The organism is Bradyrhizobium sp. SZCCHNPS1003 (assembly GCF_032381555.1).
GTDB lineage: Bacteria > Pseudomonadota > Alphaproteobacteria > Rhizobiales > Xanthobacteraceae > Bradyrhizobium.
The window spans coordinates 144,492-168,090 of the sequence record NZ_JAUHIU010000015.1; the positions used below are offsets into that span (position 1 = coordinate 144,492).

Sequence of the window (23,599 nt, forward strand, 5' to 3'; positions counted from 1 at the left end):
AGGCGGTTCACGTCGGTGGGATCAGTTCTGCTGCGGCTCGGCGAGCCACTGGCGGATGATGGCGGCGGCTTCGCCCGGGTTGCGGTCGGCCAGCTCGCCCACGCGGTGGACGGACTGGGCGTGGACCTGGCCCTGGACCTGGGCGACGTCGATCAGGCTGGCGGTCTGCTGGGCGTGAGCGGCTGCCTGGACGGTTTCGTCGGTGAGCGCCGGCAGGCCGCCGCCCAGGGCGGCGACCTCTTCGGTGGCAATGATCTTCTTCACCAGCGGCCGCACCACCATGAACACGACGACAATGCCGAGCAGCATCATCACCGCGAGCTCGATGACGTACATGACGTCATCCTTGGTGAAGTGGAGCATGCCGAGGAAGCCGGTGGGCTCGTTGATCTGCGGCACCGTGGGAGCGTCGGCGAATTTCAGGTTGACCACCTCGACCTGGTCGCCACGCTTCTGGTCGAAGCCGATTGCGGAGCGGACCAGCGCGGCGATGCGGTCGAGCTCGTCCTTGCTGCGCTCCTGATAGACCAGCTCGCCCTTTTCGTTCTTGGAGTAGGCGCCGTCGACCAGCACCGCGACCGAGATGCGGTTGACCCGTCCGGCCTCGGTGACCTCCGTCTTGGTGGTCCGGGAGATCTCGTAATTGTTGGTCTCTTCGGTCTTCTTGCTCTGGTCCCGCGGCTGCTGCGGCGGCTGGTTCTGCTGGTTGCCCGGCAGCTCGTTGTTGACCGTGACCTGGCCGTTGCTCTCGTTGGTCGCCGACTGCTCTTCGCGGGTCTGGCTCGAGCGCAGCACGCGGCCTTCCGGATCGTAGCGGTCGGAGGTCTGAGTGATGCGGTTGAAGTCGAAGTCGGCGGAGAGCTGGACGCGGGCGCGGCCCGCACCGACGACCGAGGAGACGATGTCCTCGACCTGCTTGCGCATCCGCTTCTCGAAGGCGTTGCGGCGCTCGTCGCCGACCTGCTGGTCGATGTCGGTCTGGGTGCCGTCGGCGAGCAGCTGTCCGGCCTCGTCGACGATCGACACCCGCTGCGGCTTCAGGCCGTTGACGGCGGAAGCGACGAGGTGGCGGATGGCGCGGATCTGCGCCGGCTCGAGGGTGCCGCGCACGCGCACGACGATCGAGGCGGACGGCTCCGGGGTCTCGCGCGAGAACAGCGGCCGCTCCGGCAGGACGAGATGGACGCGTGCCGCCTGGACGCGGTCGATGGCGCGGATGGTGCGGGCGAGCTCGCCCTCGAGCGCGCGGAGATGGTTGATGTTCTGGACGAAGCTCGTGGTGCCCAGCGCGTCCGACTTGTCGAAGATCTCGTAGCCGACGCCGCCGCCCTTGGGCAGGCCGCCCTCGGCGAGCTTCATGCGCAGCCGGGTGACCTTGTCCTTCGGTACCAGGATCACGCTGCCTTCGTTGCGGATCTCGAAGGCGATGCCCTGCCGCTCCAGATCCTTGATGATGCTGGAGGAGTCTTCCATGGTCAGGTCGGTGAAGAGGGTGGTCATCTGCGGCGCCGTCACGCGCATGATGACGAAACCGAAGAAGCCGATCAGAGCAGCGGTGACTGCGATCATGGCGGTGAGCCGCGCGGCGCCCAAACCCTTCAGAAAGTCCAAGAGACCTTGCAAGCAACTGCCCCATAGTTCGGCATTTCGACGGGTGGCTGCTGAAAGGTGATTTGAGCTTCGCGGGCCTTTACGGCCGGTTGCATAGATCGCGAAATTCAATCCTTAACCTTCACCAACACCCGCATTCCAGGTGGCGATCCGATGTCAGCCGCTGCCCCCGCCATTCGCGGGACGGGTTGCGGAGGTTGAAACGAACCACTGGGCAATTATTGCCTATGGGAAGGTTTCGATATGGTTAACGGTGGTTAAAGGGTCCTAACAAAGTGTAGACATGCAAAAAATCGGCTTGGCAGGGCCAAGCCGATTTTCGAAGAAGTCCAGTCGTGTCGGTAACGATCTATTGGCGATATTGCTGAATTCGGGTGGTGCGCAGGCCGGCCAGACCGTGCTGGTCGATCGAGAACTGCCACGACAGGAATTCGTCGACGGTCAGGGTGTAGCGGCTGCACGCTTCCTCGAGGGATAGCAAGCCGCCGCGAACGGCGGCAACGACTTCCGCCTTCCGGCGAATGACCCACCTCTTGGTGCCTGGGGCAGGCAAATCCGCGATGGTGAGCGGGCTGCCGTCAGGCCCGATGACGTATTTCACCCTCGGGCGATGGGGTTCTGTCATGGCGTACTCACAAACTCTTAACCACTGAACTCACGGTAAGACCCTACGCCGCCTCGCTTAAAATTTGCCTAAGCCAAGGGCGCGAATCCGGCGATGTGCGCGAACGCCGCCACTTCCGGTGGCGAGACGCCCCGGGAGCGGAATCGTGGTAAATGATTGGTTAAGAATTTCCGGCGCTTACGCTGACGTGTCGTCGCGGCAGCAGAGCTTGATGTTCAAGCTCAGCTGCAGGCGCATCCGCGGTCTCAGGAGCCGGTTGCTTGGGGGCTAGCCGACGATCTGCCGGATCTGGTTGACCGTGTAGGTCTGGCCGCCGATCGTCAGCAATGGCGGCTGCTGGGTCAGGTCGACCGAGGACACCGCGCCCTGGACCTGGGTCTTGATCGCAACCGGATTGCCGTTGGTGGCGTCGGTCGCCACCGTCGTGATCTTGTACTGTCCATCCGGCCATTGCGTGCCGTCATTGCCCTGACCATTCCAGCTGTAGGTCTGGTTGTCACCAGCGTTGGCCGTATATTTGCCGGTGAAGACGGTCTGCCCGGCCTTGTTGATGATGTTGACCGTCAGATTGCAGTTCTTGGGGATGGTGAGGCCCCAGCTCGCCTTTCCACTGGACAGGCTGGTGGTGTCGCCGGCGACGACCGCGGTCTTGCCGACGAAGGCCAGCGCCTGGGTCGCCTGTGCCGTCTGCTGCATCGTGAGCAGCGATGCGAGCTGGTCGTTGGTCTTGAGCTGCTGCTCGACGCCGGCAAACTGCACGAGCTGCTGGGTGAACTGGTTGGTGTCGAGCGGATCCAGCGGATTCTGGTTCTGCAGCTGCGTCGTCAGCAGCGTCAGGAAGGTCTGGAAGTTGCCTGCAATCGTCGAGCCCGCGCTCGAGCCGAGGTTGCTGTTTCCGGATGACGAATTGGTGTTGGTCGTGCCCGAGACTGGCGGGCTTGACGTGATTGCGTCGCCGATTGCCATGGAAGCCTCCTGTTAAACCCTGATATCCACGCCGCCTTGCGCGCCGAACATCCGTCCATAGGACCGGCCGGCGAGCTGGACCGGGACGTTTTCGTCCTCGGTCACGATCAGGCGTTGTGCGTTGCCATTCTGTTGATAATCGCCGCCGTTCTGGCCGGACGAGTTCTGGTCGCGGAGCGAGAACTGCAATCCGCTGTTGTTGCTCTTGAGGCCGGCGTCCTGCAGCGCCTGCTGCAGCTGCGGCGCCGTCTGCTGCAGCATCGCCAGCGTCTCCGGCTTCTCGACCCGCAGATGCGAGGTCACCTGGCCGTTGCGGTCGACGTCGATGCGGACGTCGATGCGGCCGAGCTCGGCCGGATCCAGTCGGATCTCGAAGCGGCTCTTGCCGTTGAGCGCGGAGGCTGCGATCTCGACGGCAAGTCCATGCAGCGGCACAGCGGCCGCCGTAGCGGCTGTCGCGGTGAGGTTGGCCGAGGTGATCTGGCTGGTCGATGCGGCCGGCGTCGACAGTTGGGGCTGTACGGCGACCGTGGCCTGTGCGCTCGGATCGGGCGCCGGCGCGTTGGTCTGGCTGGTCGTCGGGGCGGCGTTGCGATCATGTGAGGCCGGTGCCTGCACGTTGCCATTCGCCTTCCCGTCGCCGGCCTCGACGGAGTCCGGCTTGGCTGCAACAGCGGGCTGTTGGGCGAGGGCGCCATGGCCCGGCTGCTGAGCGGCCTGGACGTCGCCATTGCCCGGTTCGGTGACCTTGCCGGCTGCGCCGTCGGCGAGCCCCGTCTTGGTCTGGGTGCCCGGCTTGCCCGTCGGCTTGGTGCCGCCGGGAACGGCCGCATCGAGCGCGGCGGTGAAGGTCTGATCGGCAGATGCGGCAGCGTCGCCGGAGGCCGCCGCTGCCGTCTCGGGCGCCGCCGCGGTGGATCCGGCTCCGTCGGCATCCTTGGCCGCCCCGGTGGATTTGGCTGCGGCCGCCAGCAGACCTGCTGCGGCATCGACCGAGCCCTGCGGGCCAACACCGGACGCTCCGATGGGCGCGGTGGCGCCGGGTGCGTTGGATGTGCCGTCGCCGTCCGCCGTGCCATCGCCGGTAGCAGGGTTGGCGAGGATGGTCTCCGGCTGGATGGCCACGGCGACCGGCGTCGGCACGGTCAGGGTCTGCTCGGCTACTGCGGTCGTCACGGCGCTCGCATCCGTGCTGGCCTGATCGCCGTCCTTCTTGTCGCCGGTCTTGCCGTCGCTGGTCTTTCCGTCGGCGGTCCCGGCCGCGTCGGTCTTGGTCGGCGTGCCGGTGGTCGCGTCGGCCGTGGTATCCGAACCGCTGGCGTCGTCGCGCGCAGTGCTGCCGTCGGCCTTGTCCGCCGGCTTGTCCTGCGACCTGGCCTGGGTGGTGCGATCGGCGTCGCCGGCCCGCGCCGGCTCGCGGCTCGGGGTGGAGGCGCTGCCGGCGCGCGGTGACGGCGACGCGGAGGTGGGCGGCGACGCTGTCGACGGATCCGGAGTCGCGGCGTCGACCAGCGCCGAGAAGCTGTCGGCCGGCTGCGGAGCGTCCTGACGGGACTGTCTCGGCGCCGTGGTCTTGAGAGCCGTGCCGGCCTGGATGTCTGACGTGACGCTGAACACCTTGGAACCTCTCGCGATGAACTCGACGAAGCAGTTCAGCAAGGAGCGGGCCAAGCCAGTTCTGTCAAAAATAGTCAACAAATTCAAATTCTTATGGAATCGAGCGGGGCGTGGATCCCCCGCTGCGTCCTCGCCATTTCTGCCCGGCCGGCAAGATTTGCCGCCGGCATCTGCGACCGGCGCAATTGCTTCGCAGGAAGTGCGCCTATATTAGAGACAGATGCTTTCGTGTTGTTTCCGGTCAGGACATCCTGTCGGAGATCGCCGGAAGCAAGCCATCCGCAAAGACGGCGCATGCGAGGCGTTCCCGCGCCGGGAACCCGTTGCCTGACGCCGCGATCGCAGTGACCGGATCATGCTCAACAGTCTCGATCTCGAAGGCCGTCCCGAAGACACCAGGGTCGTCGTCGCCATGTCCGGCGGCGTGGACTCGTCGGTGACGGCCGCGCTGTTGAAGTCGGAAGGCTACGACGTCGTCGGCATCACCCTGCAGCTCTACGATCACGGCGCGGCGACGCACCGCAAGGGCGCGTGCTGCGCCGGCCAGGACATCCACGATGCCCGCAACGTCGCCGAGCGCCTCGGCATCCCGCATTACGTGCTGGACTACGAAGACCGCTTCCGCGAGTCGGTGATCGACAATTTCGCCGCCAGCTACGCTTCGGGCGAAACGCCGGTGCCGTGCATCGAGTGCAACCGAGCCATCAAGTTCGGCGATCTCCTGAAGACCGCGCGCGAGCTCGGAGCCTCCGTGCTCGCCACCGGCCACTACGTCGCCTCGCGGCGGCTGGCGGACGGATCGCGCGCGCTCACTTGCGCGGCGGACAGCGATCGCGACCAGAGCTACTTCCTGTTCGCGACCACGCGCGAGCAGCTCGACTATCTGCGCTTTCCGCTCGGCGACATGACCAAGCCGGAGGTGCGCGAGCTCGCGCGCCGCTTCGGCCTGGAGGTCGCCGACAAGCACGACAGCCAGGACATCTGCTTCGTGCCCACCGGCCGCTATACCGACATCATCGGCAAGCTGCGCCCGAACGCCATGGAGCCGGGCGAGATCGTCGATCTCCAGGGCCGCGTGCTCGGCGTGCATCAGGGCATCGCGAACTACACGATCGGTCAGCGCAAGGGCCTCGGCATCGCTGCCGGCGCGCCGCTCTACGTCGTCAAGCTGGACGTCGCCACCCGCCGCGTCGTCGTCGGCCCGCGCGAGGCGCTGCGGACGCATCGCATCACGCTGCGCGAGGTCAATTGGATCGGTGACGGCGCGCTCGACGCGGCCGCGCGCGAGGGCCTCGAATTGTTCGTGCGGGTGCGCTCGACGCGGCCGCCGCAGCCGGCCTGGCTGCGCGGTGCGGACGGCCATTACGAGGTCGAGCTCGTCGCCGGCGAAGAGGGCGTCTCGCCGGGCCAGGCCTGCGTGTTCTACGATGCCGCGTCCGGCCGCGCCCGCGTGCTCGGCGGCGGCTTCATCCAGAGCGCTGTTGCGGAAAGCAGCAGCTTGGGCGGCAACGTGATCAGGCCGCAGCGCGTGGCCGAGCCGGTCCGCGGCTGATCAGCATCCATCATTCGGGGCAGGGGCATGGGGGACATCGACCGCGCGGGGGTCGAAAAGGCCTATGAGCGCTGGGCGCCGATCTACGATCTGGTGTTCGGCAAGGTCTTCGATCAGGGCCGCCAATCGACCATCGCGGAAGCCGATCGCATCGGCGGCCGCATTCTCGACGTCGGCGTCGGCACCGGCCTGTCTTTGTCGGACTATGCCCGGACCACGAAGATCTGCGGCGTCGATATCTCCGAGCCGATGCTGCGGCGGGCGCAGGCCCGCGTGCGCGAGCTGAAGCTCTTCAACGTCGAGACGCTTGCGGTGATGGACGCGAAGCATCTCGCTTTTCCCGACAATTTCTTCGACGCGGTGGTCGCGCAATACGTCATCACCGCGGTGCCGGATCCCGAAGCGACGCTCGACGATTTCATCCGCGTGTTGAAGCCCGGCGGCGAGCTGATCCTGGTCAACCACATCGGCGCCGAGAGCGGCCCGCGCCGCCTCTTCGAGCTCGCCTTCGCGCCGATCGCGCGCCGGCTTGGCTGGCGGCCGGAGTTCCCCTGGGCTCGCCTCGTGAACTGGGCCGCGAAGCATGGCGGCGTCACGCTGGCCGAGCGCCGGCCGATGCCGCCGCTCGGACACTTCTCGCTCATTCGCTACCGCAAGGGCTGATCGCCAGATACTCTGGCAGCGCTTTGCCATGCCCTCCGCGCGGAACGCGAGCGCGGGGTTTGCGTTGCCCCGCCATGAGCATCAGGCAATCCTTGTTCCTCTCGTTCGCACTGGCCTCGGCTGCGGCCCACGCCCAGGCGCCCCCGACGCCGGCCACGCCGCCGCAGGCGACCGCGCCGGCGCCCGATGCGAATGCCGCCTGCGCGCCGAACGTCCGCGCGACGGCGACGCCCGACGGCATCACCATCGGCCGCGCCGGCGAGCCGCTCGGCGACAAGCTGGCGAAGACCAACGGCGTGTTGTGTCCGCCGAGCGGGGTCGATCCGGAGATGCACGCGCCGACCCCGGAGGGCGGCACGACGCCGGTGATTCCGCCGCCCGGCAGCCCCGGCGGCAATCCGAACGTGCAGCCGAAGTGAGCCTCTTGTGATCTGCATTGCCGAGCTGCCGCTCTCTCCTGCGCGCGTCGGCCCGTGCCCCTCGGCGAGTGGCGGATACATCCGCAAGGCCTTGGAGAGTCGCCGAGAAATCCGCTGGTGCGAAAACCGTTGCGGCCCGCGAGCTTTGCTTGACAGGGACGGAGACGCCTCCTTATATGCCGCCCGTTCACAAGGCCCCGGCGCCCGCTTCGACGGGTCTTGCCTTGATCGAACACCGTGGCGGGGTAGCTCAGCTGGTTAGAGCACGGGAATCATAATCCTGGGGTCGGGGGTTCGAGTCCCTCCCCCGCTACCAACGGTCACCCCCCCACCCGAACGCTTCAGCAGCGGTCCCGGCAATGTCAAATCAGACAAGGATGCCTTGATTTCGATTGTGAGTTCGTCGGTCCCCGGTGGCGCAAAAACTGTAACGGTTTGGACCAGCTGACGCAGCGTTAGAACGAGTTCCGGCTCATCAAGTTCGGCAGCCTCGGCGGCGATATCGGCAAGGCGCCTGATGTCGGCTAGATAGCGCTCGATCGCAGCCGGGTGCACGGTGACAATCTCGGAACTTGACGCGATCTGTACAAGTTCGGCTTCGACTCGCTTGCGTTCGGCCGCGAGTTCATTGACCTTAGGGTTGTAAAGATCGAAATCTGCGCCCTTCGATATATTTGTGATCAGCCGATCGATCTCGCGGTCTAGCTCGCCCTTGCGACGCTGCAGGTGCTTTTCACGGTCACCACTCACTTTGGCCAAGCGCCTTCGCTCGGCATTATAGGTGCGGACATATTCGGCGATCGCCTCGGGGTTGGCGAGCTCGTCGCGCAAGCCTTCAAACACCAGCGTCTCAATTGCATGCCGCGACACCTTGCGACCGTTGCTGCAGACACCACTCTCACGGAATGCCGAGCATTGCATGCGATGAGGTTTGCCCTTCCTCTGAGCGCCAATCGCCGACATTCCCGCGCCACAGGATCCGCAGCGCAGCAGGCCTGACAAGGGCCGGACAGCCTTGCGCGATTGTAACGCGCCCTGGTGACTGCGGCCGGCCTTAATCGCCTGTGCGGCCTTGAAGGTCGCGTCATCGATGATCGCCAAATGCGGCGCGTCGACGCTGCGATGTTGGTCTTTGCGATTGGGGCGAGGCACGCGCTTTCCGGTCGCAGGATCCTTGATCATTCGGACCTTGTTCCAGACGATGCGGCCCGCATAGAGCTCGTTGATCAGCATGCCATGGCCGCGCGCGGTATTGCCATTGATCGTCGAAGCGTTCCAATTCCTGCCGCGCGGCGGTTTAACACCATTGTTGTTGAGACCTGCGGCGATCTCGCGCGGCGTCTTGCCCTCGACAAACTCGCAGAAGATCCTCCGCACGATCTCGGCTTCAGCCTGTTCGATCTCGAGCTCGCCTGGTTTGCCTGCGATCGCCCGATAGCCATACGCACGACCTCCGGCGTGCCGACCGTCGCGTATCACACTCTCAAGGCCCCGGCGGGTGTGGACGGCTAGGTTCTCGAGAAACATCTCGCCCATGAGCGCGCGCAGGGCACCGTCAAGCTTGCCCACTTTTCCGCTCGCCGTATGGACCGCTATGCCTAGGAATTCGAGTCGCTTGCGTGTGGCATGCCAATCGCCCTGGTCTCGCGAAATGCGATCGACGTCCTCAGCGACGATGACCTCGAAGCGGAGCGCTTCGGCCGCCCGCATCAAGTCCTGGAAACCCGGACGATTCACGGTCGAGGCGCCGGAAATCTCGCGATCGCAGAAGGTCAGGACGACCGCAAAGCCTTCACGGGCGCAAAGCTCGCGGCATGACGCGATCTGATCGTCAACGGATCGATCGTTCTGATGATCGGACGAGAAGCGGGCGTAGATGGCTGCGCGTATCATTTTGTTTTGCCTCCAGCTCGCGGGCGAGCGCGGCGGCATGATCCTGCCTTGCATGCAGCAATGCAAGGGCGCGCGCAACCGCCAGAGCCGCCTCGCCGGGCCTTTCCGGTGGCGACTGTTGTGGCGAGTTGGTCATCGGAAGCCGGGCTTCTGCTCGATCATTGCGCCAACGGGAGTTGCTGTGAGGGGGGCGTCCGCGAGCTCCGCAATGTCGCGACGCCGCCACGCACGCTCCCATCCGAGCATCATGCCAGGGCGTGGCCGGAGTGGAATAAGCGCTGTGAGTTCTTCGTACGATTGGATGCGAAAGCGAAGAAAAGGAGGAAGATCGCCGCTTTCTCAAACGTGCGCATTCAACGGAAAGATTCATCGAGGCCAAAAAGGCCGCTGGCTCACCAGCGCCAAGACCAGCATGGGCGGCAGAATAGCGACCGCCTTTTAAGTTGTTCCTGGTGCGAAACAGGTGCGTTTTTGGTGGAAAGCAGCGCACGAGCATTGATACTGTCGGCGTGGGCAGGTTTATGCCGCAGCTTTTTTCGGTGCGCGCTTGTGCCCGTGAGCTCATTATTCGTCGGGCGCCTCATGGATTTCCTGGTCGCATCCCACCACTAATCCCTCTCATTAGCTTTGACGACAAACTAGATGACGCCCGCGCGCCAGCTCTTCTCCTGGGTTCGCTTCGAGCCCCAATAGTATGGTTGCTTCAAAGGATGAGGTGCGGCACATCTGCCTGCAAGCAACCAAAGATACTGGTCTCAACGTGCTTTCCAGGGGTCTTTTATATGTCGAGCTAGGCTTCGAATCGAATGGGGGGAACTTCTTCATGAATCGTGGCTTGTGTCGGCAAAGGATCGGACCATGGCCATAGATACGTTTGCGGGCACCACACCGCTGTTTCTCCCCGAACGATTCTTCATCGGTCGCCTCGAAGGGGGGGCGGTCGTGGAAAGTCTTGTCGGAGGTCTCCTGAAGCGCGCGGCAATATCTGGCCATGGAGAATTGGACAGCGACACGGACACAATCGTATTCACTGAGACTTACATGTTCGATGACGGTCACAGCGACACGTTGAAGTGGACAATCCGTAAGATAAGTGAAGGTCAATATACGGGACATGAAAATCGGCTGGAGGGAAAAGCTATCGGCGAGCAGGCTGGGTGCGCTTTCCACTGGAAGTACACCCGTGATACGCCGCAAGGCGATGGCAAGTCGTTCAAGCTGAACTTTGATGATTGGTTCTATGCGATTGATGATCGCACAAGCATGGTGCGTGGTAGTGCTGGCCGCGCTGGCATTCCATTCGCGACGGCGCACGTTGCCTATAAGAAGATTTAGTCCATCGGTTGAAACTCCGGGCTACAGTGCCCGCGTCAACGCTCTCCTAGTCGCCAGCTGATGGACACCGCTTAAGTTCGCGCGGCCTGGAGTCGACCGTGAGGGAAGGGGAGAGTGCGTCCGCTCGGCAGTCCGGCGTCAACTGCTTCACCAACGAAAGTGGACGTATCTGACGCGCCTTCCCTCGAAAAAATCTCGGGAGGGACTACGGCGTCTCAGCCCGTCCTGACGACCATGAAGCACTGCGCTGGGTGCCCAGCTATCGTTACTCCATCGACGCTCAAGGAGATGATGATGCGCAAACAAAGGGACTTTGATGCGGACCTGAAGGCACTCGAAGACAAGGCACGCGAACTGAAAACTCGCAAGGTGCGCCAGCTCGGCGAATTGGTCATCGCCATTGGAGCTGACACGCTCACCGTTGAAGAACTCGCGGGCGCACTGATCGTGCTGGCCGAGACGAAGGAGGCCGGAAAGAGGGAGGCATTGATCTCGCGCAGAATATCCGCGTCCGGGGCCTTCTCCACGAGCGCACGAAGGTTCATCATCTCGTCGGTCATCGGTGGTTCCTCGAATCAGGTTGGTGTCAGCAACCCGACCCTACCGGGCAATCGCCGGTGACCACCGCATAGCCGTCCACCCGCTACGGCGCAATGGGGGAGCGCGCGGGCGGACGGCTTTGCTCTACCGAGTTACACCAAGCCCGGGGACTCGACCGCTGCGGTCGCAGTGGTGTTCCCGGTCGTGGCTCATTCTCCGTAGTAAACTAACGCGGCCCAAACGGCCGGTGATTTCCCTTGTTCGCCCGCGTCTCCGCGTATGAACTCCCGTTTCGTTGCTGCGTGTCGACAGACCTGAGACTAGGAGTTCACGCGCCGTACACCCGCTTGCGTGGCCGCCCCGGCCACCTGGTCGCTGTCGCGCGACGCGGCAATGAACAGGTTGCGCAGCCAGGCATGCCCGAGGTCTTCGTCAGATCTGGCATGCCAGACAATTTTCGCCATGACCGGCTCGATGGCAATCGGGATGGGGAAACGTGCAAGGGACTTTCCTTCCGGAAGCACGTCTAGAAGGTCTTCCACGACCACGGCAAGATTTCGCGTACCGCAGATCAGCGCTGGTACGCAGCCGAAATAGGGGGTGCTGACGGCGATTCTTCGCCGTAGCCCCAGCGTTTCGAGCGTGGTGTCTATGGGCGTTCTTTCGTTATCCGCCACCGTGACGGCGACATGCGGCAGTGCAAGGAAGGTTTCCAGGTCCAGAACGCCATTCTGCAGCAGGGGATTGGCCGGATCCGCCACGCAGACTTCGCGCAACGCGCGGCGGTTGCTTGTGCGCAGCGTCCTGGGCAGGTGGTCGTAGACGCCCAAAGCCAACTCGGCTTGGCCGGTTTCCAGTTTGTGCAAGGCATCGTGGTTGACCGTGGTGATGATTGCCAGTTCGATGCCAGGCGCCTGCGCGCTGATCTGCTTGACGACCCGCGGGAGGGCAAGGCGCGCAGCCAGATCGGGCAGGGCCAGAACGAAGCGACGGGACGCGGTCGCCGGGTCAAAGCTGAGGCGCTGGCCAATAGCGGCGGCGATGTTCTCCAGGTTCGGCCGGATGGCTTGGGCGAGCGTCACGGCGCGGGGGGGCGGCTTCATGCCGTCGGACGTTCGGCGTAACAGTTCGTCGCCAAACAACTCACGCAACTGCCGCAAGGTTCTGCTCATCGCCGGCTGCGTCATTCCGATCCGGCTCGCGGCGCGGGAGACGCTCTCCTCCTGCACGAGAGCATCCAGGGCCACCAAAAGGTTCAGGTCGAGATTCAGGAGATTGAGTCTCTGCATGATGGGTCCTGGGCAACTTTGGTGCTGTAACGAGGATCTGCTGGCAGCCCAGCCAACGTGCCCAGGCAGCCGCTTGCCTACCTATTATAACGAAATGGGCATGTCCGGATATTGCAATTCGATTTGCGGCTCGGTGCTCCATCGGTTTGGCTGCGGGCAAGCTTGGAGCGATCCGGCAACACGGGGGGAAGCTGCTGTAGACCAACCGCGACCGCAGAAGGGTCGTGGCAGGCGCGGCATTCGATCCTGACAGTGTCGTCGGGCGCGCAAAGCGCTGAGATCCTTTCGGGAGGATAGACAATGTTCTTGCGCAATTGCTGGTATGCCGCCGCTTGGTCGCATGAGTTGAACCGCGACAGCCCGATCGCGCGAACGGTTATCGGAGAACCGATCGCTCTGGCGCGGCGGTCCGATGGAACGCCTTTCGCCCTGGAAGATCGTTGTCCGCATCGTTTCGCACCGCTTTCACTGGGCCGTAAGGAAGGCGATTCGCTGCGTTGCATGTATCATGGCCTGCTCTTCGGGGCGGACGGCCGCTGTCAACACGCGCCCGGCCCGCCGGGCGGCGCTCCGGCGCCGGCGGTGCGCAGCTTTCCGGTGATCGAACGCGACAGCTGGCTATGGGGGTGGATGGGTGATACCGCGCAAGCCGATGCCGCACTGATCCCGCCGGCGTTCGGCCTCGACAACCCGGCATGGGTCATGCAATCCGGTCAACTGGACTACGAGGCCAACTACGAACTCGTCAACGACAACTTATGTGACCTTTCGCACCTCGATTTCGTTCATGAGGGCACGCTTGGGCTTGTCACTGGCGGCGGGTGGTCGGATGAACTGCCCCGGATAAAGCCCCATCAGCGCAGCTTGCGCTTCGAGCGCTGGTTTATCGGTAAGACCATTCCCCGCAGCCCAGCGCTGATCGACCGGTGGACGACCTATGATTACTATGCGCCGGGCGTTTTTATAATGGAAAACCGCTCGTATCCCCACGGGGCCGCCGCCCGCAACGACTTTAAGGTTCCTGACGAGCCGCCGATCAGCTACCGCATAGAGCAACAGGCGGTCACGCCGATCGACGAGCGGCGAACGCGTTATCTCTATGCCAGCGGCTTTGAAGCAAACATACCCGCCAAACTCATGGAGGGCATGTTCGAAGTGGTCCAAAACGCCTTTGCCGAAGATCGTCTGATGATCGAGGGGCAGCAGCGCATCCTCGACGCCACGCCGCGCGATCGGCGCATGTCGTTTCTTCCGTCAGACAAAGGTCCGGTCGCAATGCGCCGACTCATCGCCAACCTGATCCGGCATGAAACGATGCCGCCGCGCCAGCAAGACGACCGGAGCGCCGCCCCCAACATGACAGGCAGAGGATGAGCCATGACAATTAGATTTCCCTCCGATCCTTCTGTTACCGGTTTTTTGGCGCCGGGCCGTTTCGAAGCTGACATTTTCGACTGCGAAGTGATCGGCGTTATCCCGTCGGATCTGAACGGGGCCTTCTATCGCGCCGCGCCCGACTGGTTTTACCCAGCCCTGCACGACGACGACGCCGGCCTGTTCAACGCTGATGGCTATATCAGCATGTTCCGGTTTCACGGCGGCAACGTGGACTACCGAGGGCGCTACGTCAAAACGGAGCGCTATCTGGCGAACCGCAAGGCGCGGCGACAGCTCTTCGGCAAGTACCGCAACGCCCGGACGGACGATCCAGCGGTCCATGGGCTCGATCGCACGACCGCCAACACCTCAGTCTACCACCATGGCGGCCTGTTGTGGGCGCTGAAGGAAGACGCTCTGCCGACGGTCATCGATCCGGTCACGCTCGAAACCAAGGGCCAGTGGGACTTCCACGGCAAGTACACCAGCCGCACGTTCACCGCGCATCCGAAGACCGACCCGCACACGGGCGAGATGATCTGCTATGGCTACGAGGCCTGCGGCGAAATCTCGGACGACGTATTCGTCTATTTCGTGAATCGCACCGGCCAGGTGACGCGCGAGGTGCGGTTCAAGGCGCCGGTGATCAGCATGATGCACGACATCGCCATCACGGAGAAGCACATCGTCTTCAACACTTGCGGCTACGTGACCGACCAGCAACGCATCGATGCGGGTAAGGTGCATTGGGGATGGGATTCCTCCGTCCCCACCTATGTAGCGATCCTGCCGCGTGATGGCGACGCCAAGGATGTCCGTTGGTTCAAGGGACCCGAGCGGGGCGCCATCCATCTGCTCAACGCCGTCACCATGGGCGACAAGGTCATCGTCGATGCGCCGGTCTCGAACGGCAATCCGTTCCCCCATTTCCATGCCGTCGACGGCAGCCCATGGGACCCCCATGCGGCACGGACCGTGTTGCGCCGATGGACGTTCGACCTCAACTCGAAGGACGACGGCTGGGCCGAAGAGATGCTCTTCCCCGATTTTCACGGCCTTCTGCCGAGAATCGACGAGCGTTTCTGGTCGCTCCGGCATCGCTATGGTTTCCAGGGCTATGCCGATCCATCGCGGCCTGTGCACGCGGCGGCCGAGAGAATGCACGGAAAGATGAGGCTTACAAACTGTTACGCCCGCTTCGACTTCGACACCGGCGAGGCACGGTCATATTTCGCGGGCGACGCCTGCGCGCTCCAGGAGGTGCAGTTCATCCCGCGTCGGGCGGACGGTCCGGAAGGGGAAGGCTATCTGATCGGCGTCGCCTCCAACTATGCCGAGATGCGGTCGGAGCTCGTCGTCGTCGACGCGCAGCGGCCCGACGAAGGCGATATCGCCCGGGTAATTCTGCCCTTCCGTCTGGCGCCGCAGATCCACGGCTGGTGGGTGCCGGGCGATCAGCTTCCTCCCGCCGACGCATGAGGCGAAGGGTGCGGGCCGCACGCGGCGGCCTGCACCGGCGGAGCCAGGGACAGGTGCCGCGTCCTGTCGTCATCTTCATTCATGGTGGCGGGTTCGTGGCGGGCGACAAGGGCGACGCGGGACAGCCAGGTCGCGCATATGCTGCGACAGCCCCCGCGCGCCGGAGAAGATGCGCTCCGCGGCCGGGATCACGTCCCGGCAAGCGGCGGTCGGGTGCAGCGCGCGTGTCGTTCGGTCGAACAGCTTTAGCTGGAAATTGTCCTCGATCTGCCGGATCAGCAGACTGATCGCCGACTGGGTCACCCGGAGATCGGACGCCGCCTTCGTGATGCTTCCGAGGCGATAGACGAGGACGAGCGCCTCGAGCTGCCGCATGGTCGGAATCATAAGAGTGGGGGCGTGCAAGATAATTCCGGAATGTTGAAGCCGCCTCCGTCCGAAGACTCTGACGGAAAGGAAGGAGAAGAGGGAGGGGGACTTGGCCGCAACGATCAACATCGGGCGTTACATCGACGAACGGCCGCTGTCGCCAATCCAGATCCGTGTTGTCTTCTTGTGTGCGCTCGTCGTAAGCCTCGACGGCTTCGATTCCCAGGCGCTCGGATTCGTCGCCGCCGCGCTCGGCAATAACCTGCATTTGGCGCCGGGAGCGCTGGGGCTGGTATTTGGCGCGTCGCTGTTCGGAGTCATGTTCGGCTCGCTGCTGTTCGGTGCGATCGCTGATTATCTGGGTCGCAAATAGCTTGTGATCGTCGGCGTCCTGGTGTTTGCGCTATCCCGCAAGGTACGGCAGCTCGGCGAATTGGTCATCGCCACCGGGCCGAAGCGCTCACCGCTGAAGAACTGGCCGGTGCGCTGATCGTGCTGGCCGAGACGAGAGAGGCCGGAAAGAGGGACGTATGGGCCAGGCGAGGGGCCGCCTTTTTTCAAGGACGGTCGCGGCGAAAAGCGCCAGCAAATGACCGGGACTCTGGCGGCTCTCCAGCGCAACCGAGCGGCCGCAACTGGCATCAATCCGCAAGGGCTCGGCATAACATGCGCAATTGGCAAGTCGAGCGCCGCAAGCGCACGCGTCGTCTCATCGAGCTTGGCGGACTCGTCGTCAAAGCCGGTGTCATGGACCTGATCGGTGATGACCGTCCAACGATCTTCGGCGCGCTGCTTTGGATGGCCGACAAGCTAAAAAGCGGTCAGGGGAAGGGGCACGAGCGCTGTGGGCCGCAAGGGAAGGCAGGCGTTCGAGATGGACCCTACAGTGCAAACACGCACGCGAGTTGGCCGATCGCTGATGCTTCCAGAGCAGTGCTCTTGATCAATTGCACGATGAAAATACAAACTGTGATTTGGTTTCCGTCCTTACCGCAGCTCCTTTGCGACCGGAACTGAGAGCGAGGCAAACAAAATCGCCCTAAGCCTAAGCTTGATCGCACCGACGAGAAGATAAGCGGGCGGATACAGGCCGTTTCTATCCAGATTGGCGATGTCGCGTGGCGTTCGGCCGTCGACTTAGTCCAGGAAGATCGGCCGCACGGCCTGGGCTTCGGCCTCCACTATGACCCGTTCTCCGTTCTTGCCGGCGACAGCCGCATACCCATAGGTCACGCCGCCGCCGGCGAGACCTTGACAGACTCGGCCAGCCTAAGCGCGTCGCACCTTGTGCGCATCGTCCTCACGATGGAGCCGACCAACCGCCGGCCGGGTTTGTTGATCTTCCTGTGACTTTGTCTGCCTTCGATCACGTTTGTTGCGTTCCAATCAGGTCGCTTCCGGTACGAAACTGGTGAGGTGACGCTTGGACGGCCGGCTCCCAGGTCTCTCGGTTACGAGTGTTCCAAATTCTGAGTGCCCGAAAGACACCAAGTGATCTGCCCAAGAGTTGCCGAGCATCTCCAAGGCGTCTGCCTGCTGGGCAGCTCCGTTTGTTTTCAGCTCTTGGAGCCTGAGCCCTTCAACGCCTCCCAGGCGGCCTGGTTGGCTTGATCGAAGGCCTTGCGGGACTCAGCGAGCGCGGCGCTGAGCACCGACCAGGACTCGTTGCCGGTCTGCTTCAGCGTCTGCAGACGAGCCTCTGCCTCCGAGGCGGCGGACTTCATCTGCTTGAGCACGGCGTCGACGTCGCCGCTGTGGGCCGCGGCGGCCTTCCCGGCCGCTTCATGAAACTTCTCGACCGCCTGCCGCCACGCCTTTGCCTGCGCCGCGGCGACGTCCTTGAACGTGGCCTGCTGCTGCTCGAACTGCTTACCGGCGCTTTCGAAATAGGTCTTCATCTGCGCCTCGAACGCGTTCCACTGCTTCTCCATGTCCGCCTTTCCACGTGCCCAGGCGGCTTCGCCGGCTTCCGCCTGCGTCTTGAGCTGCGCCTGAAATTCGTCGCGGTGCTTCGTCAGATCCGCGATGATCTGGTCGGCCTTGATCTTGGACTCGGCCTTGGCCTCGCCGGCCTTGACCTCGAACGATGCGAGCGCGGCGTCCATCTCATCGATGCGCTCCTTGGCCCAGTTCAAGTAGAAATGCATGCTGCTTTGCTGTGACATGACCGTCTCCGTTGACTAGCCGAGATTGGAGAAGAATTCCTGAACTCTGCTTTGCTCGTGTTGACCTGTGTCAATGGTCATCGCCTTCGCTGCTCCCGCTCCTTCGATCACATGAGGGGGAACCTCGTTTCGCCTCAATGCTTTCGCTTCGACTCCTGCTCCCATGCGCATGATGGACGTGCGGAGACGATAGCGGTGTAGAACTCGCGCGGAGCTTTGAGCTCTGCGTCGCTTGGCAGCACGTCCTCATTGAAGGCGTCCTCGCAGCCGCGTAGCGCATTGCTCAGGTTCGCGTCTGCGGCGAGGTTCAGCGGAAAGCCGCTTCTCGCGGCATCGCGTGGCGAACGGCGGTTCGAATGTTCGAGCCTGTTGCTTGCTTTGAAAAATCCCATTCTTTCAACCTCGTTTGTCCATGTGTTCGCACGGGCCGCGTGGCAGGCCGCCTGAGATGCATCGTCCACGCGACGGCGCGCTCAGACGACCAAAGCTCTCTCATTGGCGACCCGGACGGAGCGTCCGACCGGCTGGTGCAGATAGTCGTGCACCACCTTGCCGAGCCCGAGCGTGAGGTCGGCGCGGATGTGGACGGCCGAGACGATCTCCAGAACCGGCAACTTGGCGACCGGCGCCAGCGCGTGCGGCGTCAGGGCAAGCGCTGCCGGGCCGGTCCAGGCGCCCTTCAGCGCGATATCCTCGAGATGGTACTCGACGAGCTCGCAGATGCGCGGAGTGCCGTCGACATGCGGAATGATCTTGAGCAGGAAGTTCGGCTCGTTCAGCGCGGTCTTGACCTGCGCCAGATCAGCCGGACGGTGCTTGTAGCCCATCGTGCCCGTGGCGACGCGCAGCGGGCCGTAGTCCAGCGTTCCGATCAACGTGTCGATCTCGGTTCGCAGGGTCGGCTGCGCGAGCTTCTTGGGAAAGCCCCAGAGCTCTCGTCCGCCGGCAATGGGACCCTCGTCGTTCAGGAACATGCAATGCGTGTAGCCGCCCTTGCGTCCGCGCAACGAGACCGGAATGACCTGCCCGCTTTCGGTGTAGTCGCCAAAGCCGTTGGAGTCGGGCATGCGAATGAATTCGTACTTGACGAGCGCCGATCGCTCGTCGATCTCCAGCGGCTCGGGAACGACCGCCCGCAGCTTCGCCGGGTCGGTGCGATAGGTGATGATCAGGTATTCGCGGTCCACGAACCGATACGGCCCCGGCGGATAGGCGGGATTGGTGAGCGGCATGGCAAAGGCCTTCTGTTTCACGTCAGTCTCGCGCATTTGCGTTCTCCATGTGTCCGTGGCCGTGCGCGTCTACTCGCGGCCATCGTGTTCGAGATCGAAGGTGAAGACGCCGTCCGGGGTCGAGGGGCGGGCGAGCACCTCGGGATGGCGCAGCGTGCGCAGCGCATCGTGATAGCCGGCTCGCCAATGGTCCTGCATCGACAGGCGCGAGAACTCGTAGTCCTTGGAGTGGCCTTCGTGATTCCTGGCGCGATAGATCAGGTGAACGATGTTGTAGACGTTGCGGGACACGGCCGTGCTGAGCAGCTTCACGTCGTCGTGCCCGGCGAGATCGTCGGGGAGGCGGCCGAGCAGGTCGGCGAGCGCGCGCCGCAGGCGCTGCACGCGCTTGAACTGGTCGGTGCTTGCGCGCGTCCGGCTGGAATACTGGATTTCCTTGTGGCGCGTGACGACCTCGGCCATGTTGCGGGGCAGCTGGCCGCGCGCGTTCCAGAGATCGACCTGGAACGCCAGCGTGTCCTGGGGAGCACCCCATTCGATCACCCACTGCAACGGCGTGTTGGAGACGAGGCCGCCATCCCAATAATGCTCGCCCTCGATCTCGACGGCCGGAAAGCCCGGCGGCAGCGCGCCGCTCGCCATGATGTGCTCCGGCCTGATCGTATGGGTTGTGTTGTCGAAATAGACGAAATTGCCGGTTCTGACGTTGACGGCGCCGGCGCTGAAACGCGTCGTGCCGACGTTGAGGCGATCGAAGTCGACCAGGCGCTCCAACGTGGTCTTGAGTGCAGCGGTGTTGTAGAAGCTCGTCGCGTCGCTGGTCCCGCCGGTTTGCAGCCAGGGCAGTATCGGCCGCGCCGAGAAGAACCCGGACGCACCGCAGGTCAGCGCCAAGCCTGCGCTCATCTGATTAATCAGGTTGCGCGCGTGGTCGCTCCGCGTCCAGTCGAGGAAGGGATTGCCCGACCAGTCACCGGATGCCGTCGAGGTCACCTGCGTCCAGAACTCTCGCAGCCGGTCGACGCGCGATTCCGGCGCATTGCCGGCGATGATAGCGGCGTTGATCGCTCCGATCGATATTCCCGCGACCCAGTCGGGATGGATATCGGCCTCCGCCAGCGCCTCGTAGACGCCCGCCTGGTAGGCGCCGAGGGCGCCGCCGCCTTGCAGGAGCAGGGCGATGCATTCAAACGGCAGCTGCCGTTGCGTGGTGGAGAACTGTGAGCGGGGTTGGAAGTTCATGAGCGTGTGCCTCTGGTTGGACGGCGAGGCGCGTCTGACGGACTGCAGCTCGCGCGGGAGGGTTGATCAGGATGGGTGAGAGGGGCATGGCGCGGACGAGGTGCGGCCGCGGTATTCCTGCGCGTGGCTCGCTGTGCGTGGCTGTTTGTCGTCGGCCGTGACGTACGCGGCTCGCTTGTTCGGCGAGCGCCGGCCTGCCGCCTGGCAGGCCCATTTGTGGTCACCGGCGCGGTCCGAGCCGGCGCCGGGGAGGGCGACGCCGTGCGTCGAGCCCGCAAGCAAGCTCCGCCTGCGAGCGTGAGGACAAGGACGAGGCTGAGGCGCGCGAACCATGGCTCCGGTCTCAATCCGTAGTGACGAGCGGTGTTACGAACTATCAGCATTCTCTGAACCCTCGGGCCGGCGGCTAGTGCCGGGTTGAGCTTTGCTTTCCGACCTTGGGCGGCTCGAGCATGACCTCCTTGAGGTGGTCGCCGCTGGCGACGACGACCACGAAGCTGAGCCTGCCGTCCTGTCGCATCAGCCCTCCGGCGAGCGCGCTGCCGTCGGCGGCCTTCTCGGCGACCTGAACGGCATCAGAGAGTTCCTGCTTGATCCATTTGAGGGCGACGATGTTGGCGAGATCTTCTCGGTCCAGCTCCTTCAACGACGACGCGATCTCCTTGCCGCTGATACTGCCGGTTTTTGCGTCGATCACGTTCTCCCAAATGCGCCCGTTCCTGATCGTGCGCACGCGATAGACGGGTGGTCCGGAGATCTCGAAATTGATATCGGCAGTCTTGGAGCCCTCATGCAGATGCTCGGCGATCGCGATGGCGCGGCTCAGCGGCACGCGCGTGGTGCGGAATTGCTCGAGGACGCGGCCAATCGCGGCCTCGTCATTGTCGGATTGTGCGGTTGTGGCGGAGTTGTCCGCATCGAGCGGCGCCTGGGCGACATCGGCGACTGCTCCGGTCGTGGCGAGCGCGGCGGACCAGACGATGAGGGCAAATAGATGCTTTTTCGACATCAGGCAGATTCCGTTTTCAGATTGTCAGTCGTTCAGAAGGGTCGAAAGAAGACGAGCGCGTCGCTGCAACGACCGTTGGCTTCGTTGCACCAGCCGGGTGTGCCACCCCGTTTCGACGATTGGGCAGGCCGCCGCAGCTTTGCTGTCCGCACGCGCCGGGACTTCTGCCCACGCTTCGGCGTCGCGTGGGCCATTCCCGCTACTTGGTCAGGGATGGCCTGCGCCAGGCTATTGCGCACCTGCGGAGCCAGTGATGCCGCAGGGCGACGCGCCTCGGCATTGGGTTGGGCCGCAGAGCCGGTCTCCTCGACCGCATCCGGTGCATCAGGGTTGCCCGGCTGCGATGCAGCCATGACGACCTCATCCGTATGAGCGGGGAGCGGGTGTTGTGTGTCGATCGATACCGCTTCCGGTCCCTTCACGTCGGAGTGGATGCGGATCGGCGGCAGCGCGGGATTGGAGGCGTCAAATCGTTCCGGCAGGGGCGCGGGCAACACCCAGTCGACGGCCAGAAGCAGCAAGAGCAACGCGCCGCCGGCCGCGAGGAAGTAGCCGCGCAGCGGAAGGACGGGATCGAGCGATCCGCTCGCGTGCATCGAGACAGCGGATCGCCTGCTCACGACAACGTGCTCCTTCTAGCAAAAGGAGAGCGGTGCATCATCAGACCCCCCAGCGGCTTGGATGCGCGCGCGCGAGTTCGGCCTCGAGATAGCCGCGCTCGTTGAGCCATTCGCCGGGACAATAGGCGGCCGCATTCGGGTCGATCGTGATCCCGTCGCGGTGGAGCGCACGTCGGGTCCCCGTGGCCCCGGTCCACACTGCGCGTCCGGTGACCGCGTCCGTTTCCATGACGTCGAAGACCTCGACGAGATTCAGCATGTCAGCGCCGCTCGCCATCATGATCAGATCCTCTGCGGCTCACGGTCGTGGGCGCGTTGAAGCGCTATTCCTCTCCGCTCCAGCTCCGCTTCGATCAGGTCGAACACCCATTCGACGGGCGCAAGCCAGACATTGACCGAGCAGATGATGCAGTCGCGGGACAGCAGCGGCAGCGGCGTCATGCGAAGGTCCTCTGCCTGGCATGGTGCGTCACCGCAGCCGGCTTGCGCTCAGCAAGCGCGTGCGCCCAGGTGAGAAGCGAAATCGTCACGCCGAGCACCAGGCTCAGGCCGACGAGCGACAGGGCCACGACCAGGTTGAGCGACGCGAGCGCTAGCCCTGGCAAGGGATTTTCCCGCAGCAGCAACAGCAGGCTTGACATTTCCGGCCTCCTTAATAAACTAAACCGTATATTTCGTATACACCACGAACCGCGGGATGTGTCAAGGCGAGGGCCTCACAAGCGCGTGTTCGGGATGTACCGGGGGGCGGCAGGCCGTCTCCCGAGGAACGAAGTCCCAACCGGAGATAAGGACCCGTCATGATCAAGTACGTGCCATCATTCGCTGCAGCCATGATCGTTTCGCTCGTCAGCTCAATGAGCTTCGCCCAGGAGGGTCAGGGGACTCCCGAGGAAAGGGCAGCGTGCACCCCCGACGCCTTCCGCCTGTGCAGCGCCTACATTCCGGACGCCGCGGCCGTCGAGGCTTGCCTCCGGCTCAGGAAGCCGAATTTGAGCGGAGCTTGCCGGGCCGTGTTCGACCACGGCACGACCGGATCGGCGCGAAGCCGCTAGGAGGACCGTTGCGGTTGGTACAACGGGCGCTCCTCGGCCTGGCCGCGAGTGGTCGTTGTCACGTTGCGCCGCAGCGGCAGATAGGAGCGATCACATGAGCACAATGTATATCCCCGCTCTGTTCGCCTTCGGAGGTTCGGCGTTCGGAGCGATCTCGACCCTCGTCAGCGGATGGTTCGGCCAGCGCCGCAGGCTGCGCGAGCGCCACCACGCGCGCTCGTTCTCCAAACGGGAAAGGCTGTATCGGAGCTTCATCGAGGAGGCATCGCGGCTGTATGCCGACGCGCTGATCACCGACCGAGCGGAAATCCCGCAACTCGTCAGCCTTTATACGCTGGTCGGGCGCATGCGGATCTTGTCGAGCGACGAGGTCGTTCACGCTGCGGAAAGGACCGGCCGTCTGATCATCGAGACCTACCTGTCGCCAAACCGCACCTTCGTCGATCTGCCGGCGTTCATCGACGAAATGGACCCGTTGCGCGACTTCGGTCACGCGTGCCGGCGAGAGCTGTTGAATCTTCCGCCGCGCTGAGGAGGCGAC

At 63.8% G+C, this 23,599-nt stretch carries 26 protein-coding genes, 1 tRNA gene and 2 pseudogenes; 13 read left to right on the plus strand and 16 right to left on the minus strand.

The window, feature by feature from the left end:
• Nucleotides 1-21 precede the first annotated feature (21 nt).
• From fliF to QX126_RS24370, 4 genes are all read right to left on the minus strand, one after another.
• Nucleotides 22-1,623, minus strand: a complete 1,602-nt coding sequence (gene fliF / locus QX126_RS24355; RefSeq protein ID WP_315733858.1) for a flagellar basal-body MS-ring/collar protein FliF — start codon at nt 1,621-1,623, stop codon at nt 22-24.
• A gap of 337 nt (nt 1,624-1,960) precedes the next feature.
• A complete protein-coding gene (locus QX126_RS24360) occupies nt 1,961-2,236 on the minus strand; it encodes a DUF1153 domain-containing protein (protein WP_002714638.1) in 276 nt (91 codons plus the stop codon).
• Between the two features lie 267 nt (nt 2,237-2,503).
• The gene (locus tag QX126_RS24365) at nt 2,504-3,202 is read right to left on the minus strand and encodes a flagellar hook assembly protein FlgD (protein WP_315733856.1); all 699 of its coding nucleotides are present in this window, start codon (nt 3,200-3,202) and stop codon (nt 2,504-2,506) included.
• A gap of 12 nt (nt 3,203-3,214) precedes the next feature.
• Complete coding sequence (locus QX126_RS24370) at nt 3,215-4,819, minus strand: flagellar hook-length control protein FliK (protein WP_409999120.1); 1,605 nt, start codon at nt 4,817-4,819, stop codon at nt 3,215-3,217.
• A 355-nt stretch (nt 4,820-5,174) separates the two neighbouring features.
• Here QX126_RS24370 and mnmA point away from each other — a divergent pair, with 355 nt between their 5' ends.
• The 4 genes from mnmA (at nt 5,175) to QX126_RS24390 (ending at nt 7,769) form a co-directional block, all read left to right on the plus strand.
• A complete protein-coding gene (gene mnmA, locus QX126_RS24375) occupies nt 5,175-6,371 on the plus strand; it encodes a tRNA 2-thiouridine(34) synthase MnmA (RefSeq protein WP_315757301.1) in 1,197 nt (398 codons plus the stop codon).
• A 27-nt stretch (nt 6,372-6,398) separates the two neighbouring features.
• Nucleotides 6,399-7,034, plus strand: coding sequence for a class I SAM-dependent methyltransferase (locus QX126_RS24380; protein WP_315733850.1), 636 nt, complete (start codon nt 6,399-6,401; stop codon nt 7,032-7,034).
• A 74-nt stretch (nt 7,035-7,108) separates the two neighbouring features.
• Nucleotides 7,109-7,453 (plus strand): hypothetical protein, encoded by a 345-nt coding sequence (locus QX126_RS24385; RefSeq protein ID WP_315784181.1) that lies wholly within the window; start codon nt 7,109-7,111, stop codon nt 7,451-7,453.
• Nucleotides 7,454-7,692: 239 nt separating this feature from the next.
• Nucleotides 7,693-7,769 (plus strand) — tRNA-Met (locus QX126_RS24390).
• 521 nt (nt 7,770-8,290) lie between these two features.
• On the opposite strand, the pseudogene QX126_RS24395 reads toward QX126_RS24390, so the two are convergent.
• Nucleotides 8,291-9,400: pseudogene (locus QX126_RS24395) on the minus strand (recombinase family protein); the annotation flags it as partial.
• 804 nt (nt 9,401-10,204) lie between these two features.
• Between QX126_RS24395 and QX126_RS24400 the strand changes: the two are divergent.
• Together QX126_RS24400 and QX126_RS24405 are read left to right on the plus strand one after the other, a co-directional pair.
• On the plus strand, nt 10,205-10,681 hold the full coding sequence (locus QX126_RS24400) for a DUF3833 family protein (RefSeq protein ID WP_315784183.1): 477 nt from the start codon (nt 10,205-10,207) through the stop codon (nt 10,679-10,681).
• Nucleotides 10,682-10,975: 294 nt separating this feature from the next.
• On the plus strand, nt 10,976-11,302 hold the full coding sequence (locus tag QX126_RS24405; RefSeq protein WP_315784184.1) for a conjugal transfer protein TraD: 327 nt from the start codon (nt 10,976-10,978) through the stop codon (nt 11,300-11,302).
• A gap of 239 nt (nt 11,303-11,541) precedes the next feature.
• On the opposite strand, the gene QX126_RS24410 is transcribed toward QX126_RS24405, so the two are convergent.
• Complete coding sequence (locus tag QX126_RS24410) at nt 11,542-12,510, minus strand: LysR family transcriptional regulator (RefSeq protein WP_315784186.1); 969 nt, start codon at nt 12,508-12,510, stop codon at nt 11,542-11,544.
• A 300-nt stretch (nt 12,511-12,810) separates the two neighbouring features.
• On the opposite strand from QX126_RS24410, the gene QX126_RS24415 reads away from it, so the two are divergent.
• Both QX126_RS24415 and QX126_RS24420 read left to right on the plus strand, forming a co-directional pair.
• Nucleotides 12,811-13,884, plus strand: coding sequence for an aromatic ring-hydroxylating dioxygenase subunit alpha (locus tag QX126_RS24415; RefSeq protein ID WP_315784188.1), 1,074 nt, complete (start codon nt 12,811-12,813; stop codon nt 13,882-13,884).
• 3 nt (nt 13,885-13,887) lie between these two features.
• Nucleotides 13,888-15,366 (plus strand): carotenoid oxygenase family protein, encoded by a 1,479-nt coding sequence (locus QX126_RS24420; protein WP_315784190.1) that lies wholly within the window; start codon nt 13,888-13,890, stop codon nt 15,364-15,366.
• Nucleotides 15,367-15,441: 75 nt separating this feature from the next.
• On the opposite strand, the gene QX126_RS24425 is transcribed toward QX126_RS24420, so the two are convergent.
• On the minus strand, nt 15,442-15,741 hold the full coding sequence (locus QX126_RS24425) for a LysR family transcriptional regulator (protein WP_315784192.1): 300 nt from the start codon (nt 15,739-15,741) through the stop codon (nt 15,442-15,444).
• A gap of 103 nt (nt 15,742-15,844) precedes the next feature.
• Between QX126_RS24425 and QX126_RS24430 the strand changes: the two genes are divergently transcribed.
• The 3 genes and pseudogenes from QX126_RS24430 (at nt 15,845) to QX126_RS24440 (ending at nt 16,752) form a co-directional block, all read left to right on the plus strand.
• Nucleotides 15,845-16,108 (plus strand): hypothetical protein, encoded by a 264-nt coding sequence (locus QX126_RS24430; RefSeq protein WP_315784194.1) that lies wholly within the window; start codon nt 15,845-15,847, stop codon nt 16,106-16,108.
• A 33-nt stretch (nt 16,109-16,141) separates the two neighbouring features.
• Nucleotides 16,142-16,365 (plus strand): annotated as a pseudogene (locus QX126_RS24435) (conjugal transfer protein TraD); the annotation flags it as partial.
• A 36-nt stretch (nt 16,366-16,401) separates the two neighbouring features.
• Nucleotides 16,402-16,752 carry a conjugal transfer protein TraD gene (locus tag QX126_RS24440; RefSeq protein WP_315784240.1) on the plus strand — a complete coding sequence of 117 codons (351 nt, stop codon included), beginning with the start codon at nt 16,402-16,404 and terminating at the stop codon, nt 16,750-16,752.
• A gap of 539 nt (nt 16,753-17,291) precedes the next feature.
• On the opposite strand, the gene QX126_RS24445 is transcribed toward QX126_RS24440, so the two are convergent.
• The 9 genes from QX126_RS24445 to QX126_RS24485 all read right to left on the minus strand — a co-directional run bounded on the left by QX126_RS24445 (nt 17,292) and on the right by QX126_RS24485 (nt 22,644).
• A complete protein-coding gene (locus QX126_RS24445; RefSeq protein WP_315784196.1) occupies nt 17,292-17,900 on the minus strand; it encodes a hypothetical protein in 609 nt (202 codons plus the stop codon).
• Nucleotides 17,901-18,034: 134 nt separating this feature from the next.
• On the minus strand, nt 18,035-18,292 hold the full coding sequence (locus QX126_RS24450; RefSeq protein WP_315784197.1) for a hypothetical protein: 258 nt from the start codon (nt 18,290-18,292) through the stop codon (nt 18,035-18,037).
• A gap of 81 nt (nt 18,293-18,373) precedes the next feature.
• Complete coding sequence (locus tag QX126_RS24455) at nt 18,374-19,168, minus strand: acetoacetate decarboxylase (protein WP_315784199.1); 795 nt, start codon at nt 19,166-19,168, stop codon at nt 18,374-18,376.
• 33 nt (nt 19,169-19,201) lie between these two features.
• Nucleotides 19,202-20,374 (minus strand): DUF3734 domain-containing protein, encoded by a 1,173-nt coding sequence (locus QX126_RS24460; RefSeq protein WP_315784201.1) that lies wholly within the window; start codon nt 20,372-20,374, stop codon nt 19,202-19,204.
• A 406-nt stretch (nt 20,375-20,780) separates the two neighbouring features.
• Entirely contained in the window at nt 20,781-21,383 is a 603-nt protein-coding gene (locus QX126_RS24465; protein WP_315784203.1) for a PepSY domain-containing protein, read from the minus strand.
• A 32-nt stretch (nt 21,384-21,415) separates the two neighbouring features.
• Nucleotides 21,416-22,003 (minus strand): hypothetical protein, encoded by a 588-nt coding sequence (locus QX126_RS24470; RefSeq protein WP_315784205.1) that lies wholly within the window; start codon nt 22,001-22,003, stop codon nt 21,416-21,418.
• Between the two features lie 40 nt (nt 22,004-22,043).
• Nucleotides 22,044-22,283: a hypothetical protein gene (locus tag QX126_RS24475; protein ID WP_315784206.1), complete on the minus strand. Its 240-nt coding sequence runs from the start codon at nt 22,281-22,283 to the stop codon at nt 22,044-22,046.
• A gap of 2 nt (nt 22,284-22,285) precedes the next feature.
• Nucleotides 22,286-22,444: a hypothetical protein gene (locus QX126_RS24480; protein ID WP_315784208.1), complete on the minus strand. Its 159-nt coding sequence runs from the start codon at nt 22,442-22,444 to the stop codon at nt 22,286-22,288.
• Nucleotides 22,441-22,644, minus strand: coding sequence for a hypothetical protein (locus QX126_RS24485; RefSeq protein WP_315784210.1), 204 nt, complete (start codon nt 22,642-22,644; stop codon nt 22,441-22,443). Before QX126_RS24485 ends, QX126_RS24480 begins: the two co-directional genes overlap by 4 nt.
• Before the next feature lie 159 nt (nt 22,645-22,803).
• Between QX126_RS24485 and QX126_RS24490 the strand changes: the two genes are divergently transcribed.
• Together QX126_RS24490 and QX126_RS24495 are read left to right on the plus strand one after the other, a co-directional pair.
• Nucleotides 22,804-23,058, plus strand: coding sequence for a hypothetical protein (locus tag QX126_RS24490; protein WP_315784212.1), 255 nt, complete (start codon nt 22,804-22,806; stop codon nt 23,056-23,058).
• 94 nt (nt 23,059-23,152) lie between these two features.
• Nucleotides 23,153-23,590 carry a hypothetical protein gene (locus tag QX126_RS24495; protein WP_315784214.1) on the plus strand — a complete coding sequence of 146 codons (438 nt, stop codon included), beginning with the start codon at nt 23,153-23,155 and terminating at the stop codon, nt 23,588-23,590.
• Nucleotides 23,591-23,599: the final 9 nt, after the last annotated feature.